At 38.6% G+C, this 16,849-nt stretch carries 11 protein-coding genes; 6 read left to right on the top strand and 5 right to left on the bottom strand.

All coding sequences use genetic code 11. From position 1 onward, the window contains the following. The first annotated feature begins 81 nt into the window (after positions 1–81). The 5 genes from H589_RS0102985 (at position 82) to H589_RS0102965 (ending at position 6,844) form a co-directional block, all read left to right on the top strand. Positions 82–1,497 (top strand): amino acid permease, encoded by a 1,416-nt coding sequence (locus tag H589_RS0102985; protein ID WP_035074721.1) that lies wholly within the window; start codon positions 82–84, stop codon positions 1,495–1,497. Positions 1,498–1,525: 28 nt separating this feature from the next. Beyond that, positions 1,526–2,869, top strand: coding sequence for a cadaverine/lysine antiporter (gene cadB, locus H589_RS0102980; protein ID WP_035074718.1), 1,344 nt, complete (start codon positions 1,526–1,528; stop codon positions 2,867–2,869). Between the two features lie 265 nt (positions 2,870–3,134). Next, entirely contained in the window at positions 3,135–4,085 is a 951-nt protein-coding gene (locus H589_RS0102975) for a hypothetical protein (protein ID WP_027720658.1), read from the top strand. Between the two features lie 209 nt (positions 4,086–4,294). After that, on the top strand, positions 4,295–5,638 hold the full coding sequence (locus H589_RS0102970) for a glutamine synthetase family protein (protein WP_027720657.1): 1,344 nt from the start codon (positions 4,295–4,297) through the stop codon (positions 5,636–5,638). A 102-nt stretch (positions 5,639–5,740) separates the two neighbouring features. Continuing rightward, the gene (locus tag H589_RS0102965) at positions 5,741–6,844 is read left to right on the top strand and encodes a hypothetical protein (RefSeq protein ID WP_027720656.1); all 1,104 of its coding nucleotides are present in this window, start codon (positions 5,741–5,743) and stop codon (positions 6,842–6,844) included. 32 nt (positions 6,845–6,876) lie between these two features. On the opposite strand, the gene H589_RS0102960 is transcribed toward H589_RS0102965, so the two are convergent. The 5 genes from H589_RS0102960 to H589_RS0102940 form a co-directional block, all read right to left on the bottom strand. Next, on the bottom strand, positions 6,877–7,668 hold the full coding sequence (locus tag H589_RS0102960) for a tetratricopeptide repeat protein (RefSeq protein ID WP_027720655.1): 792 nt from the start codon (positions 7,666–7,668) through the stop codon (positions 6,877–6,879). Continuing rightward, positions 7,665–10,121 (bottom strand): DNA gyrase subunit A, encoded by a 2,457-nt coding sequence (gene gyrA / locus H589_RS0102955; protein WP_035074715.1) that lies wholly within the window; start codon positions 10,119–10,121, stop codon positions 7,665–7,667. The genes H589_RS0102960 and gyrA overlap by 4 nt, the downstream gene beginning before the upstream one ends. 83 nt (positions 10,122–10,204) lie before the next feature. Beyond that, positions 10,205–12,598 (bottom strand): DNA topoisomerase (ATP-hydrolyzing) subunit B, encoded by a 2,394-nt coding sequence (gyrB, locus tag H589_RS0102950; protein WP_027720653.1) that lies wholly within the window; start codon positions 12,596–12,598, stop codon positions 10,205–10,207. Further along, entirely contained in the window at positions 12,598–13,761 is a 1,164-nt protein-coding gene (gene dnaN / locus H589_RS0102945) for a DNA polymerase III subunit beta (RefSeq protein WP_027720652.1), read from the bottom strand. Before dnaN ends, gyrB begins: the two co-directional genes overlap by 1 nt. A gap of 140 nt (positions 13,762–13,901) precedes the next feature. Beyond that, positions 13,902–15,200, bottom strand: a complete 1,299-nt coding sequence (locus tag H589_RS0102940) for a DnaA ATPase domain-containing protein (protein WP_027720651.1) — start codon at positions 15,198–15,200, stop codon at positions 13,902–13,904. A gap of 345 nt (positions 15,201–15,545) precedes the next feature. Between H589_RS0102940 and H589_RS0102935 the strand changes: the two genes are divergently transcribed. After that, positions 15,546–16,718: a homocysteine biosynthesis protein gene (locus H589_RS0102935; RefSeq protein ID WP_027720650.1), complete on the top strand. Its 1,173-nt coding sequence runs from the start codon at positions 15,546–15,548 to the stop codon at positions 16,716–16,718. The last annotated feature ends 131 nt before the right edge of the window (positions 16,719–16,849 follow it).

Genomic DNA, 16,849 nt, shown 5'->3' with positions numbered 1-16,849 from the left:
CCCATTGAATGATCACTAAACAGTTATTGTGAGCCCGGTAGAATAATAAAATAATTATTCTACTGGGCAAAAGGACCATTCATGGCAAGTAAACAAATAAAACATGATAAACATAAATTATCAGTTTTTACACTGATGATGATTAATGTGGCGGCAATCTTATCTTTGCGTGTTTTGCCTGGTCTTGCTGAATATGGCTGGTCACTATTTTTTTACCTTACTCTTGGATCAGTTTGTTTTTTCATCCCATCAGCTCTTGTTTCTGCTGAGCTTGCTTCCGGATGGGATGCTGAAGGTGGAGTCTATTTATGGGTAAAAGAAGCTTTCGGACCTAAATGGGGATTTGTAGCTATCTTCATGCAATGGGTTGAAAATCTGCCGTGGTTTCCGGCAGTACTGTCTTTTGGAGCTTCTGCTATTGCTTATATTTTTAATCCAGCTCTGGCAGAAAATAAAATTTTTATTGTTGCAGTTATTCAGCTTTCCTTATGGGTTGCGACCTTCCTGAACTTCAGGGATATGAAATTATCAGCTTTTTTCAGTTCTTCAGGAGCAATAACCGGAACAATCATCCCAGGTTTGCTGATTATTATCCTTGGGATAGTACATATCCTTTCTGGTAAGCCGCTTGAAATTAATTTTTCAACAGCTGCGCTGATGCCTGAAATTAATAGTCTAGAACAACTTATGCTGCTTGCTGCCATGCTTATATCATTTACAGGTATGGAAATGTCAGCTGTGCATGTGAATGACGTACGCAAGCCTGCTATAAATTATCCCAGAGCTATTTTTGCGGCCTGCGTAATTATTATATCTTTATCTACACTAGGATCATTAGCAATTGCTATGGTAGTCCCTGCTGACGATGTAAGCTTAAGCGCCGGAGTTTGTCAGGCTTTCGATAAATTATTTCAAATCCATCATCTTCCTTTCATGACTCCCATAATATGCTTCCTAATGGCATACGGAGCCTTAACAATGGTCATCACATGGATGGTAGGTCCATCTAAAGGTATACGTGAAGTAGCTAAGGAAGGATATCTACCTGAGTGGTGGCAAAAATCTAATAAATACGGAATTCCAACAAATATCCTGATTATTCAAAGTGGTCTTTCAGCTGTAGTTTCATGCGTGATTCTATTCATGCCTAATGTGTCCAGTGCTTTCATGCTCATGAGTGCGCTGGCTGTTCAACTTTACCTGATTATGTATCTGCTAATGTTCGCTGCAGCTATCAAACTGCGCTACTCACATTCTGAAGTTAAACGTGGCTATACCATACCAGGCGGAAAAGCAGGTATATGGTTAGTCTCCGGTATCGCCATTATTACTTGTGTATTTGTATTTATTTTTGGATTTATCCCGCCACAAGCCGTGCAAAATAATGGTATAGTTTCAATCCTGAGCTATATTGGTTTCCTGCTTACGGGAGTAATAACGTTTACTATAGTACCACTATACTTCTACAAGAAAGCCTCCAGGAAAAGCGTCCAATAATACTTATAAACTGAACAGGAGAATCTTCATGGCTGCTGAGCATAAGAAAATGGGTGTAGTTGCTTGTACTGCAGTTGTCGCCGGAAACATGATGGGGTCAGGCATTGCTTTACTTCCTGCCAATCTTGCGTCCATAGGCAGTATTGCTCTTATTGGATGGGCTGTAGCTTTATTAGGGGCACTTGCCTTAGCTTACGTCTATTCAAGGCTAGGTATGGAAGACCCGCAGGAAGGAGGTCCTATTGCATATGCAGGCGAAGTTTCACCCATCCTAGGATATCAGTCAGGTCTTCTATACTATCATGCCAACTGGATTGGTAATCTGGCAATTGCTATTACCGGAGTAGATTATCTTTCTGTTTTTTTTCCAGCTCTTCAGAATCCTGTAGCATCAGGAGTTACATCTATTGCGATCATCTGGTTATTCACAGGAATAAATATTCTTGGAGCAGACTGGATCGGGAGACTTGTATCAGTTGGAGTAGTCTTATTACTTATTCCTGTTGCCATTACCGGTACGGTTGGCTGGGCCTTTTTTGATATAACTCAGTTTAATAATAATTGGTTGGGACAGGGACATACTCCAGATTCAGCTGTACTGGCAGCAATAATTCTTTGTATCTGGAGTTTTATAGGGGTTGAGAGTGCTGCTGTTAATACTGCTGTTGTAAAAAACCCCAAAAAAACTATCCCTATATCCACAATGGTTGGAACAGCTCTGGCCGGCATTGTTTATATTCTTTCATGCACTGCAATTTCAGGTATGTTTCCGGCAAAAGAGATGGCTGCTTCAGGTGCTCCTTTTTCACTTGCAATGGGGCATATCTGCGCCAAACTTCCATTTGCAGCGTATATTCCTAAAATAGTATCTGCTGTAACTGCGTTTGCCTGTCTTGCTTCACTGGGATCATGGATGATGCTCGTTTCACAAGCCGGGAGCAGAGCAGCTAGTGACGGAACTCTTCCTGAAATTTTCGGCCGTAAAAACCATCACGGCACACCTGTCATGGGGCTTGTTCTTTCATCCATCATGATGAGCATTTTATTGGTAGTACTTATGGTCATGTCCAAAGGAGGAAATACTCAATCTTTATTTGGAAATATTGCCTCTATTGCCGTACTGCTTACTTTACCGCCATACTTTTATTCAGCACTTAATCTACTTCGACGTTATGGTTTTCACGCCAAAAAGGCATGGTTACAGATTTTATCTTCACTGCTTGCCTGCGGGTTCTGTCTTATTGCTTTATCCGGAGCAGCGAAATCAGCTCTCATCGGATGTATGATTGTTATGCTCTGCACTTTCATCTTTTACGTTGGTAAAGACCGCACTCAGTTTGAAAATAAGATTAAAGCATCTACAGGTCAGTAACTCATATTAAACATATACATATGTAGAAATTTTTTTGGCTAAGGCTTAATAAATATATTATATAAGTCTTAGCCAAAAATTATCATTACAATATTTTTATTGACCCGTATGACTATCAAAGTTATCGATAACCAATATTTTAAATATCTTTTTTTTATAATTAGATAAAGATGACGATAACTATATTATTACTTAATAAATCTCTGCTGCTTTTTAAAGTTTTATACCTGAGTAATAATTTTATAAATTTTTAGGAACGACATTCATGGATACAAACACATTTACCCATAAAGATCTTTCATTAATAACGGATGTGTCCGTAACCACAATTAAAAGTTACCGCAAAAAATTCCCTGAATTTTTTTTCATATCAGGTCATGGAAAACCACTTAGATTCCGTAAAGGCACAGATAAACTTTGCTTGCGTATCAGAGATCTCTTTAATAACAACCTATCCGTTAAGCAAATTAGAGATAAACTTTTAATTGAATTTGAATCAGTTAAAGATAATCATCAGTTATCGGAAACCAAAACTGACTCCACCGTTAGCTCTGAAAAATTCGATAAGTTGGCTAAAACAACTACTCAGTTAATGCACGGGCTTGCTGCATTAGTCACAGCCCAGGCAAATTCAGAACAAAGACTTAGAGGAATTGAAAAATCACTAAAAAAATTAGTAGAAGCCCAGTCTGAAAATAAAGAATTAAATGAAGATATTCTTAATGCAATCAATGCTATTTTCAATAATTCAAATTCAATGTCTCATCCGGAAAGAGTGACTGCCAAAAAAGTCGTCACAATTAAAAAGGATAATGGACAAGAAGAATCATATGCCTTTGAATCAGATAATACTGTTCAAGAGCCGGAAAAAGATTTCCTTGAACTACCAGTGGTTATTCACTCTGAAAGTGGTGATTTCCTAGGAATGCCAGGAAAGCCCGGTCACCCATTTACGCTTAGCGAGCTGGTATACCTTGTTACAGATAAAAATGAGCATCAAGTATCCAAAGTTTGGCACAGGGATGGAAGTGACTGGATTATGTCTTACAAAACACCTGATGGCCCCCTCCATGAGCTGTATTTCCAAAGAACAAAGACACCTAAAGGGAATATTGTTTCTTTTTTTAAAAGGCTTGATATTAACTCACAATCCCAAGATCAGCCTTTTATTTTGAGTTTCTTCCGTGAGGTGCGCGACCTTATAGACAATGAATAATTCGGTACTAAAAAATATTGCTGATTTGGTTTGCCTAAACATAATCAATACAGCTAGTATCAATTTAGTTATCCACAATATAACCTTAAAAATGAGCTAAAAAACTAATTATCTACTGAAATAAATACATTAAATAACATATTTTTCTTGCTGTTAATAAATTAACAGCCACAACAATAACAACTTCTCTGTTTAAGGAGGAAACCACTGTGACTGCGCCAATCTTTAATTGCAAAAACGCGGATGATGTTCTGAAAGCTGTACGTGATTATAACATCAGCTTTGTTCAATTCTGGTTCGTAGATATTCTTGGAACCCTTAAGAGCTTTCAGATTACACCTAAAGAACTTGAAACTTCTTTTGAAGAAGGGATGGGATTTGACGGGTCTTCTATTCTGGGGTTCACCAGAATTGAAGAATCTGACATGATAGCAATCCCAGATCCGACAACTTTTCAGCTATGCTCATGGCGTCCATCAGACAGACCGGTTGCGCGTATGTTCTGTGATATTCAAAACCCTGACGGAACTCCTTATGAAGGCGACAGTCGTTGGGTACTTAAGAAAACTCTCGATACAGCTGCAGAGCGTGGGTACACTTACTATGTTGGTCCTGAATTAGAATTTTTTCTATTTCAAGATGAAAAGGGTACTAAAATTATCGATCGCGGCGGTTATTTTGACGCTCCACCACTTGATCTTGGAAATGATGTTCGCCGTGATATTATTTTTTCTCTGGAGCAGATGGGATATGATGTAGAATACAGTCATCACGAAGTTGCGCCGAGTCAACATGAAATAGATCTACGCTACGCTGAAGGTATGAAAATGGCTGACACAGCCATGACATACCGTGTCATTGTCAAAGAAGTTGCACGTAAACATGGTATCTACGCGACCTTTATGCCAAAACCTATGTTCGGTGAAAACGGTTCAGGTATGCATGTTCACCAGTCTTTATTCAAGAATGGACGCAATGTGTTCTTTGATGCCAATGATGAATATCATCTCAGTCAGGAAGGTAAAAGCTATATTGCCGGTATACTGAAGCATGCTCCTGAAATGACATGTGTGACTAACCAATGGGTTAATTCATATAAACGCCTTGTTCCAGGTTATGAAGCTCCTGTTTATGTCTCTTGGGCCAGAAAAAACCGTTCAACACTCGTACGTGTTCCTATGTATAAGCCGGGCAAAGAAAACGCTACAAGAATGGAGCTGCGCTGTCCTGATCCTGCCGCAAATCCATATCTCTGCTTTGCAGTAATGCTTCAAGCAGGTCTCAAAGGTATCGATGAAGGATACAAACTTCCTGCTCCTATTGAAAAAAATGTCTTTGCTATGGATGCTAATACTCTTGCGGAAAACGGCATAACAGCCCTTCCAGGAAACCTTTATGAAGCAGCTACAGCCATGAGAAACAGTGAATTGATCAAAGAATGCCTTGGCGATCATATTCATGAAAATTTATACCAAAATAAAATTAAAGAGTGGGATAGATACAGAACTCAAATTACTGAGTACGAATTAGCTACATATCTACCTGTATTATAGATTATTATGGAGTTTTGAGATGTAAGACAAAAATACATCTCAAAACTCCATTTCTTAAATAATTTCTAAGACTTGGCACTGTAAATTCTATGGAGCTGTTAAGTGTCTAATATTTCAATACTTAATGATCAATATAAACTTGAATCATTGAGTCTTCTGCCTGATTACTGCCTGCAGGAAATATTCAGTAATGATATTAAAAATATTGCTGTAGCAAAGATTGTTTTTTTACTTTCTAGCCCTTCCCGTCAAACAATCCTATCTAATTTAAATAATGTTAGATCAGCTAAGATTTCTGAAACAGTAAAACTATATGATTCGGGAGAACTAAGCAGTTCATTTTCAAGTTTTGAAAAAACATGCGAATTACTATTGGACCGTGTTCAACAACTTAAAGACACAGGAATAATTCAAATTCCACAAATAGTTCTTGATGATTCAATTTTAAATTATTCTAATGAATTAAACACCTTATCCGATAATATCCCTAGATTTAATTTCTATTACAATGACTTGCATGACTTGATATCATGGTGGAATCTTGCAGCCAATAGTATACGCTCAATTTTTGGAAAAAGAATTCAAGTTGAAAACATCATTCTAGAGCGACTGGAAGATGAATTCAGCTCAAAAATATTTGCTCATTCAATTGATGATATAGGTAAAAAAGATTTTCATGACCGAGCAGATGAACTGCGTGAACACTTTTTCAAAAGCTATAAAACCCGCCTGAATATAATCGAATCATTTTTTTTGGCTTTATTAAAAAATGATAATAATAAAACATTCATAGCAGACCTTTCCAGTAACTTCCAAAATGATGAAGAAATAGCTGATCAATTAAAAAAATATGGGCCTTTACTAATCCTTCCAGCAATAAAAGATAATCTTCCTCCAGAAGATATTGCTATGAGCCTCTACAAACTTAAATTAATATTCGATGAATCTGGTATAGATGAGATGAATAAATTTATAAACAAAGTAGAAGATCATTTTTTTAAAAAATGCTTATCGATAATCCAATGTCAAATGAATAAAATTTATGCCCAGAAAATAATTATAGAACGTAAAAAAGCTCAATTAAATGAGATCGAAATTAAGCTTAAAATGATTATAGATGCTGTTACATGCATACGAAACAATATAACCCCATATATTATGCTGGAACTAATGAGCAGCTATACGGTATATGATTTTGAAGAGTAATGTTGATAATTAATTCTTCTTCTCAAAAGCAATCAATCTTTCTTATTCTTTAAATAATCCAGTTTAAATCTCACAGCATAGGGATTAGGATAAGTATCTACTATTTTCTCAAGCAATTCTGCAGCATTCTGATATTCATGGTTGTGTTCATAAATATCAGCAAGCATAAAAACTGCTTCAGAATGGATATCCTTTGGAACTTCATCCATCTTAATAAGTTTACCAAGCTCAGATTCAGCTCGTTCCCATGCCTGAATAAGAGTAAGTGTATGAGCCATCTCAAAAAGAGCTTTAGCCCTTGTTCTGGAATTCTTAGTGCTTTCTGCAATATCATTGTACGTATATATTGCCAGATCGTAATTTCTTAATTTACGAAATGTTTCAGCAAGCATTTCTCTTGTAGAATCAAGCTGCTCCTGTGGCTGATCAGGAAATTCCAAGCTTTTTTCAAGGGCTTCCACTGCTGTTTTATAATGCCCGTTAAGAATATACATTTCAGCAAGTTGTCTCTTAAGACTTGCCGCTAGTTCAGAATTATGTCCGAACTCAAGATACATAGCTTCCAATATCGAAGATCCGCGCTCACTGTCATGCCGCACTTCATAGGCAATTTTTACTAAATAATTCCATGCTTCAAGACGAAACTCCCCCTGTGGATTATCTTGTAAATATCGCTCAAAACCTTTTTCAGAATCAACATAAAACCCGCTGATAAAATTGGTTCTGGCATTTTCAATGACTTTATCATTTCTATCAGCGGGTTTTTCGCATCCCTGAACCATAAGGAACAGGGATACGAAAATTATTATTAAACATCTTTTCATGATGCAGTTTCTTCACCTTCTAATTCAGAATCAAAATCTTCATTTGCTTCCTGAACGAGATCAAAACCAACGACATTGTCGTCATCGTCCATACGCACAAGTCTTACACCCTGCGTCGCACGTCCGACAAGAGATACATCTTTAACTCCAAGACGAATAATCTTGTTGGCAGAGGTAAGCAGAACGACTTCATCTTCAGGTGTAACCATAATGGATCCTAAGACCTTTCCAGTCTTAGCGGTGACACGCATACTGATTATACCCTTCCCACCGCGAGTTTGCAGGCGGTGCTGTTCAATATCTGTGCGTTTACCGTAACCCCCCTCAGAAATTGTGAGTAACTGTACCCGGTCTTCATCGCCGGTAACAACTCCGGAAACAACCTTATCTCCAGGTCTAAGTGCTATTCCTTTTACTCCGCTGGCCACACGCCCCATGGAACGTGCATCCTGACAGCTGAAGCGAATAGAAGTACCGTTCTTGGTTACAAGGACAGCTTCTGAGTTGCTAAATACTTCCTGAACCGTAATAAGCTGGTCCTCATCTTTAAGAGCTACTGCGCGAATACCGGACTGACGGCAATTACGGTAAAGAGCAATACTTGAACGTTTAACCATACCGTTACGTGTCACGAAGAGGAAAAAGCGATCTTCTTCAAATTCACGCATAGTTAATGCTGTAGCAATTGCTTCATCTTTTTCAAGAGGAAGAAGATTTGCAATATGTGCACCTCTGGCTATACGGCTTGCTTCAGGAACTTGATGGACCTTAATCTTGAACATCTTACCTTTGGAGGTAAACAGGACAAGATTCTGATGATTTGATGTTGTCAGGAAAGTATGGATAAAATCGCCGTCTTTTGTCTGAACACCGGCGATACCTTTTCCACCACGCTTTTGCTTATGGTAATTAGAAAGCGGGGTACGCTTGATATAACCACGTCTGGAAAGAGTAATTACAGCATCATCATCAGGAATAAGATCTTCAATATCAATATCATCAGGATTCTGATCCATAAGAACAGTTCTACGTGGAGTGGCATATCCTTCTTTGATATCAATAAGTTCATCATGAATAACAGATTTTAGTACATCTTCATTTTCAAGAATAGATTTGAAGTATTCAATTTTCTTCAAAATTTCAGCGTATTCTTCAAGAAGTTTTTCCTGCTCAAGGTTAGTAAGACGCTGAAGTCTCATATCAAGAATAGCCTGAGCCTGAACTTTAGAAAGTTCAAACCTATCCATGAGTCCAGTACGGGCTTCATCACCATTACTGGATGCGCGGATGATTTTTACAACTTCATCGATATTATCAAGAGCAATACGCAAACCTTCAAGGATATGAGCACGTTTTTCACATTTATCAAGGTCGTATCTGGTACGTCTTATTATAACTTCCCTGCGATGTTCAAGGAACGCACTTAAAACCTGTTTAATATTCATAAGCATGGGCCTGTTTCCAGACACTGCCATCATATTTATACCAAAACTGGTTTCAAGCTGAGTAAACTTATAAAGAGAATTAATTATGATATCTGCAATTGCACCTCTTTTAAGATCAATTACAACGCGGATACCTTTACGGTCTGATTCATCACGAAGATCTGATACGCCTTCAATTTTTCCTTCCCCTACAAGCAGAGCAATTTTTTCTACCATGCTCGACTTATTCAGTGCATAAGGTATTTCAGTGATTACTATTGACTGACGACCGTTGCTTTTTTCTTCAACATTCACAACACCGCGAATCTTAATGGAACCGCGACCTGTTTTATATGCTTCCCGAAGCCCTTTCCCCCCGAAGCAAAGAGCTCCTGTAGGAAAGTCCGGTCCTTTGATGTGGACCATAAGATCTTCAACATCACAATCAGGGTTATCCAGCAGATGAACAGTACCGTTAATAAGTTCACCAAGGTTATGAGGGGGAATATTGGTAGCCATACCAACTGCAATACCGGAAGTACCGTTAAGCAGAAGGTTTGGAACCTTAGTAGGCAGAACAGATGGTTCCTGCAAAGAGTTATCGTAGTTATCTCTAAAGTCTACAGTATTCTTTTCAAGATCAGCTAAAAACTCAGAACTGAGCTTAGACATTCTGGCTTCAGTATAACGCATTGCTGCCGCTGCATCGCCGTCAATGGAACCAAAGTTACCCTGACCGTCAACAAGAGGATCACGCATGGAAAATTCCTGCGCCATACGTACCAAAGCATCATAAACAGCAGAGTCACCATGAGGGTGATATTTACCGATTACATCACCGACAACACGGGCTGATTTTTTATAAGCCCGGTTGTAACTGTTACCAAGTTCATGCATGGCGAACATAATACGCCTGTGAACCGGTTTTAAGCCGTCCCTTACATCAGGAATTGCGCGGCCGATAATTACACTCAGAGAATACTCTAAGTATGATTTTTTAAGTTCTTCTTCGATCGTTATCTGAGACACTATTTCTCTCCATTTAAAAACGGATACGCTTTAAGCCTACGGCACCGCGGTCGAAGGCATAAGGACACATTTGATAAGCCTGACTAAATATCAAGTTCCTGTACAGCTAATGCATTCTTTTCGATGAATTCCCTACGGGGCTCAACATTATCCCCCATAAGATCTACAAAAATATCATTAGCTGCTGTGGCGTCTTCGATGGTAACCTGCAGCATGGTTCGTTTTTCAGGATCCATGGTTGTTTCCCAGAGTTGCTCAGGGTTCATTTCACCAAGACCTTTATACCGCTGAAGATTAATGCCTTTATAGGCTTCCTCCATCACACCGTCGAGGAGGTTAAAAATACCTTTAACAGGTGTTATGTTCTCGCCACGAACGATATTGAATTCAATTCCGCTACACTCATTCACAATTTTACGGTTGCGGTCATAAGTATATTTAAACAGCTTAGAATTAAAAAATTCAACACCAAGTCTTGTGCGGTGTCCGTTTTCATTTTCAAAAATAACGAAAACACGCTCTTCGCCTTCATCATCTTCCCGCTCAATAACAACTTTAAAATTTACATCTGCCATTTTAGCTGAAAACCATTCAGGATCATTACCTATAAAACTTTCAGGAGTCAGTTTTTCATCAAGGCCTATAAGCGAAGCAAAAAGAGAATCAGCAATTCCCATGTTCATAGCTTCAAGAAGCTTTGATTTAATAAAACGTATATCATCCAGAAGTTCAACCAGAGTCTCAAGATGGTATTCTTTACCATTGGCACTGTTAATAGTGACATCTTTTGCAACCCTTTCAATAAGAAGGGAATACAACTCAGAATCATCTTTTATAAACTTTTCATATTTACCTTTGGCAATACGATAAAGAGGAGGCTGTGCAATATAGAGATGTCCGCGCTGAATAAGTTCTTCATACTGTCTAAAAAAGAAAGTAAGTAGCAGGGTACGAATGTGTGATCCGTCAACATCAGCATCAGTCATAATAACAACTTTATGATATCTGAGCTTATCGAAATCCTTTTCACCTTCCTCCTGACCTATTCCAATCCCCATAGCAGTGATAAGCGCACGGATTTCTTTGTTGCCGAGCATCTTGTCAAAACGTGTTTTTTCAACATTCAGGATTTTACCACGCAGAGGAAGAATAGCCTGATGTTTTGGGTTACGTCCCTGTTTAGCAGACCCCCCCGCTGAATCACCCTCAACAATGAACAGTTCACTTTCAGAAGGATCTTTTGACTGGCAGTCTGCCAATTTCCCAGGAAGTGAATGGTCTGAAAGAGCACCCTTACGGCGGACAAGATCACGTGCTTTACGGGCAGCTTCTCTTGCTCTGGCAGCATCAACAACTTTTTCGATGATGCATTTTGCGTCTTTTGGATTCTCCTGAAAATATGAAGAAAGCTTGTCATAAACCATTCCGGATACAATACCGACCATCTCAGAGTTACCAAGTTTGGTCTTAGTCTGTCCTTCAAACTGCGGATCAGGTAGTTTGACACTGATAACAGCGGTCAATCCCTCACGAACATCATCACCTGACAGCTTATGCTTAAGCTTTTTAGGAAGATCTGAATTCTGAATATAAGTATTGATCGCTCTGGTTAGTGCAGCTTTAAAACCAGCCAAATGTGTTCCGCCTTCAATGGTACGGATATTATTGGCAAATGTATTAGTGTTTTCCTTGAATGAAGTATTGTATTGAATAGCAAGTTCAGTAATTACGTTTTCGGTTTCAGACTCTGCGTAAATAACTTCACTTACTGTACTTTGTCCTTTGTTCAAATCTTCAACAAAGGAGATGATACCGCCTTCAGCTTTGAAGCTGACTTTTTCATTTGTTCTTTCATCAAGAAATTCAAGTTCAAGACCTTTATTCAGGTAAGCCAGCTCCCGAAAACGTTTTTTAAGAATGTTGAATTCAAACTGATTTGTCTCAAAAATTTCTTCATCAGGACGAAAACGGATTGTAGTACCGGTAGTAACTGCGTCACCAATACACTCCAGAGGCCCCTGAGGAACCCCTCTAACGTAACTTTGGCGATAAGTCTTACCCTCGCGTCGAACTGTAGCCTCAAGAGACTCAGAGAGAGCGTTTACGCAGGAAACGCCGACACCGTGAAGACCACCGGACACTTTATAAGCATCGTTATCAAATTTACCACCGGCATGCAGTACAGTCATAACAATTTCAAGTGCCGGTTTTTTTTCTTTAGGATGAATATCAACAGGGATACCGCGTCCGTTGTCAGATACGGTAATACTGTTGTCCATGTGCAGATTGATTTTTACCTTGGTACAATAACCGCCCATTGCTTCATCAATGGAGTTATCAACTACTTCGTAAACAAGATGATGAAGACCTCTGGTATCAGTTGAACCGATATACATGGCAGGTCTTTTTCTAACTGCGGCAAGGCCTTCAAGGACCGTAATCGAATCCGCATTATATTGATCATTATTCTGAGCCATTAAACGTCTTCCTCACTATAGTAAGTCTCTTCCTGAACCTTCATAGGCATGACAATTACAAGATATTCATTATCTTCATCACCAGTCACACCGCAAGGTGCTTCTGATCCGGTCAGGGTAAAACTGATGTTTCCGGACTGAAAATGTCCGAGGATCTCAATAAGGTTCTTAGTAGGGAATGCGATACGTTCCATTTCACCTGAAAAATCAATTTCCATTGATTCAGTAGCAGTACCTACTTCCTGCCCTTGTGAGAAAAGAACCAGCTCACCGGGATTAAACATGAATGAAGCACAACGGTTTGAATCTGTATTAAAAATAGAAATACGGTCCAGAGCACTGGAAAGCTCTGATTTTGCTACTTTCATACGGGAAACGTCATCGTCATTAAGTTTTGAAAGAAAATTTTTATAATTGGGATACTGATAGTAACTCAATGGCAGGCTGAAATTTTCCTTACCATCTGCGGTCTTAAAGAAAAGCCTTTTTTCGCTGAGACTCATTTCAATTTCATCATCAGTCAGCCATTTTTTAAGTTCAGCCAGATATTTTTTCTGTATGAGAATGCCTTCTTCTGGAAGAATTGCATGGATATCATCGTTAATAAACTTAAGGCGTGCGAACTGATGACCGTTTAAACCGCATGCTTCCACAAACTTACCCCCCTCATCAGCAGCTGGGACAATGTTCATACAAGCAATAGCTTCCATACTGTCCTCATCACTAATGCAAAAGGCAACTCTTTCAATCATCTCAAGAAGAAAATCTCCAGACCAGAATACAGCTCCTTCAGATGGAAAATCAGAAAATTTCTGAAACCATGTAGGGTCATTTACAGGAAGTTTGTATTTTCTTGATCCCTGTTCCACAAGAATCGAAGATCCATCAGAATCACTCTTAATAGCAAGTTCACCTGAAGGAAGTTTACGTACCAGATCATAAAAGGCGCGTCCCTGAACTCCTGCAAGACCCTCTTCCAAAATTTCAGCTGGATATGTCCCGCAGAATTCCAAATTGGAATCAGTGGACATGATGCGCAGATTTCCGCCTTCACTTTTCAGCCAAATAGTACGCAGATATGCAGCACCTGTTTTGGCGGGAATAATGCTGGCAGACTTCTGCAACCCTTCGATCACTTCATCCCTATTCACCTTTAAATACATATATATTCTCCTTGTATTATTAATATGGTCGGTTCGTATGTTTCTTAGTGTGATAACATACTTAAATTTATGTATAAATTATGGTCAAAACATGTTGTTAATTAGTGACACTTTGCGCAGCTTTTTGCGCTTGTCTACTTTTAGACACGTAAGAGACACTTATTCTTCAAATCTATCAACACCCTTTTCAAAACCCTATCATCACTCTGTAATTCTTGTATTTTTTTAACTGAATAAAGAACAGTTGAGTGGTCTTTTCCTCCAAAAGCCCTTCCAAGTGCAGGGTAGGATATTCCTAAAAGTTCTCGGCAAAGATACATGGAGATCTGCCGTGCGTGGGCAATCATCTTATGCCGTTTACTACCTGTAAGGTCGGACGGTTTAAGGTTGAAATGGGTTGCAACAGACTCAATCACATACTCGGGTGTAAGTGATTCATCTGCTTTCTCTTCTGTATTGCTTAAAATATGTTCAAAATCTTTGTCATCCATGTTTTTACGCACAAGCTCACGGAAGGCAGAAAGTTTAATTATGATACCCTGTAGATATCTAAAATCTTGAAATCTTTGCGAAAGAGTTAGTATTTGATCTTTGCTAAGTGGAAGTTTTTTCAGTTTACATTGTTTTTGAACATAACTTGCTCTGATCTCAAGATCAGGGAGTTTCAAAGTGACAATAAGTCCCCATTCCAAACGTGATTTCAGGTTTTTATCCAGAAAATCGTATGATGCCAGTTTGTCACTGCAACTGAAAACCATTTGCTTTCCATTTTCATAGAAATTGTTGAAAATGGATATTAATTCCTGTTGCAGATGTTCATACTTCTGTAATTGTTTAAGATCGTCCAAAAATAAATATTCGTAGTCAAAGAAATGATTTCTGGCGCGTATCGTATCCCCCCCAAATCGAACGGAATACATGTTTTGAACGTCGTCAACATTACCTAAAAATATTTTGTCACGATTAATTTTTTTGCTTATCTCATTGGCGATGGCTTTAAGAAGATGAGACTTACCTGAACCGCTTTTGCCACAAATAACAAAAGGGTTGAAGGTAACATTATCTGATCTGGTTACTTCTTTAGCTGAAGCCAGTGGAAAATAGTTTTTTTTGCTGATGAGAAAATTTTCAAATGTAAAATTATGCCCAAAAGGAAAATCTATTTTTTTGGAACTGGTTACTTTTTCTTTTAAGACTGTTCCTGATGAACCGTTGTTCGAATATGAAACATAAAAACCGTTCCCAAGGAAAAGGCCAAGCTGTTCTTCAAAGCGGTCCTGAATACTTGATTTGAACCACTGTCCAAAAAAAGGATGCGGAAAAGTGACAATTACTTCTCCGTTTTCATCAGAAATGTCGATGTTGATGGGATCAAACCAGCGTATCAACTCTGCATCTGAACATGAATTTAAAAGATGATTTCTAAGTGCTTCTTTCACGTGAATTGTTTTTTTAAAAGGGGTGTTTTAAGTGTTTGAAATTAAAGTATAAAAAATATAAAAAAATGATAATAAATATTACCCCCACGACCAATGGTTCTTATACATTAAAATATAGCTTTAGCCAAGATAGATTCACTCTCAAATCGTTTTTACTTTTGAGAATACTCTTTGTGTCGGAAAAAAAATAAAATTGCATTCAGAGCCCATTTAAGCCACAATCTTCGTTCACCTGTACAGGCCATCAGAAACAGTATAAATTTTTAGTTTCCAATCCTTTTCGAACGGGCTGTGGAAAACTGTTTGAGCAGTAATCTTAACAATACACCAAATGGAGTCTTTTCAATGGCCAAAACCTTTGAAGTCAACAAGACAATTAAAGAAATCAACGAGCGGATTAAGAAAGGTAAGGCTGTAGTAGTCAACGCTGAGGAAATGGTCGATATCGTCCGTACCAAAGGTAAAGTTGAAGCAGCTAAAGAAATAGATGTTGTTACTACCGGGACTTTTTCCCCGATGTGTTCTTCGGGGATGATGTTTAATATAGGGCAGGTTCCGCCTCTTATGAAGACTTCACAGGTCTGGCTGAACAATGTTCCATGTTATGCTGGTCTTGCAGCTGTAGACTCATATCTAGGCGTTACAGAGCCTGCTGAGGATGATCCTCTTAACAAAGTTCATCCAGGACGTTTTGTTTATGGTGGTGGACATGTAATTGAGGATCTTATTGCCGGAAAGACTGTTCGTCTTAAAGCAAAGGCTTACGGTACAGACTGCTATCCGCGTCGTGAAATAGAGAAAGATATTTCGCTAAAAGATCTGCCTAACGCAGTTATGATGAATCCACGCAATTGTTATCAGAACTATAATTGCGCAGTAAATATGACCAGTCGGACCATCTATACCTATATGGGACCGCTTAAACCTAACCAGCGCAATGCCAACTTTGCTACAGCGGGGCAGTTATCGCCACTTTTTAATGACCCTTATTTGAAGACCATAGGTATGGGAACACGTATTTTTCTCTGTGGTACTCAGGGTTATGTTATTGGAGCTGGAACTCAGCATGTTAAAAATCCACAGCGTAATGAGCGCGGTATTCCATTAACTCCTGCAGGAACTCTCATGCTTAAGGGAGATCTTGAAGGAATGGACCCACGTTATTTCCGGGGTATTAGTATGACTGGTTACGGTTGTACTTCTTCAGTTGGTGTAGGTATACCGATACCGATTCTCAATGAGGAAATGGCTTGGTATACAGGTGTAAGTGATGCTGATATTCAAGTTCCTGTAAAGGATTATGGTTATGACTATCCTAATGGAGTCGGCCAGATTCTTGCTCATGTCACTATGGAAGAACTTAAGTCAGGATCTATCAACCTGAATGGTAAAGATATTCCGACAGTACCAATGACCAGTCATGTGATGTCTTTAGAAATTGCAGACAAGCTGAAGTCATGGATTGAAAAAGGTGATTTCCTGTTATCTGAGCCTGTGGAAAAAATAGAATCAGAATAATTTTTATGACAATATAACATGATAAAAATCCGCTGAAAGACTGTCTTTCAGCGGATTTTTTTGATCAAATATTTTTAAGTTAATAAATGAGTTGTTGCTAAAAAAATTATATTTTGAAATGACTTTCCTGT

The sequence above is a fragment of the Maridesulfovibrio zosterae DSM 11974 genome, assembly GCF_000425265.1.
GTDB classification, from domain to species: domain Bacteria; phylum Desulfobacterota; class Desulfovibrionia; order Desulfovibrionales; family Desulfovibrionaceae; genus Maridesulfovibrio; species Maridesulfovibrio zosterae.
Note: the sequence above shows the minus strand (reverse complement) of the source record. Positions and strands in the feature narration are given on the sequence as shown.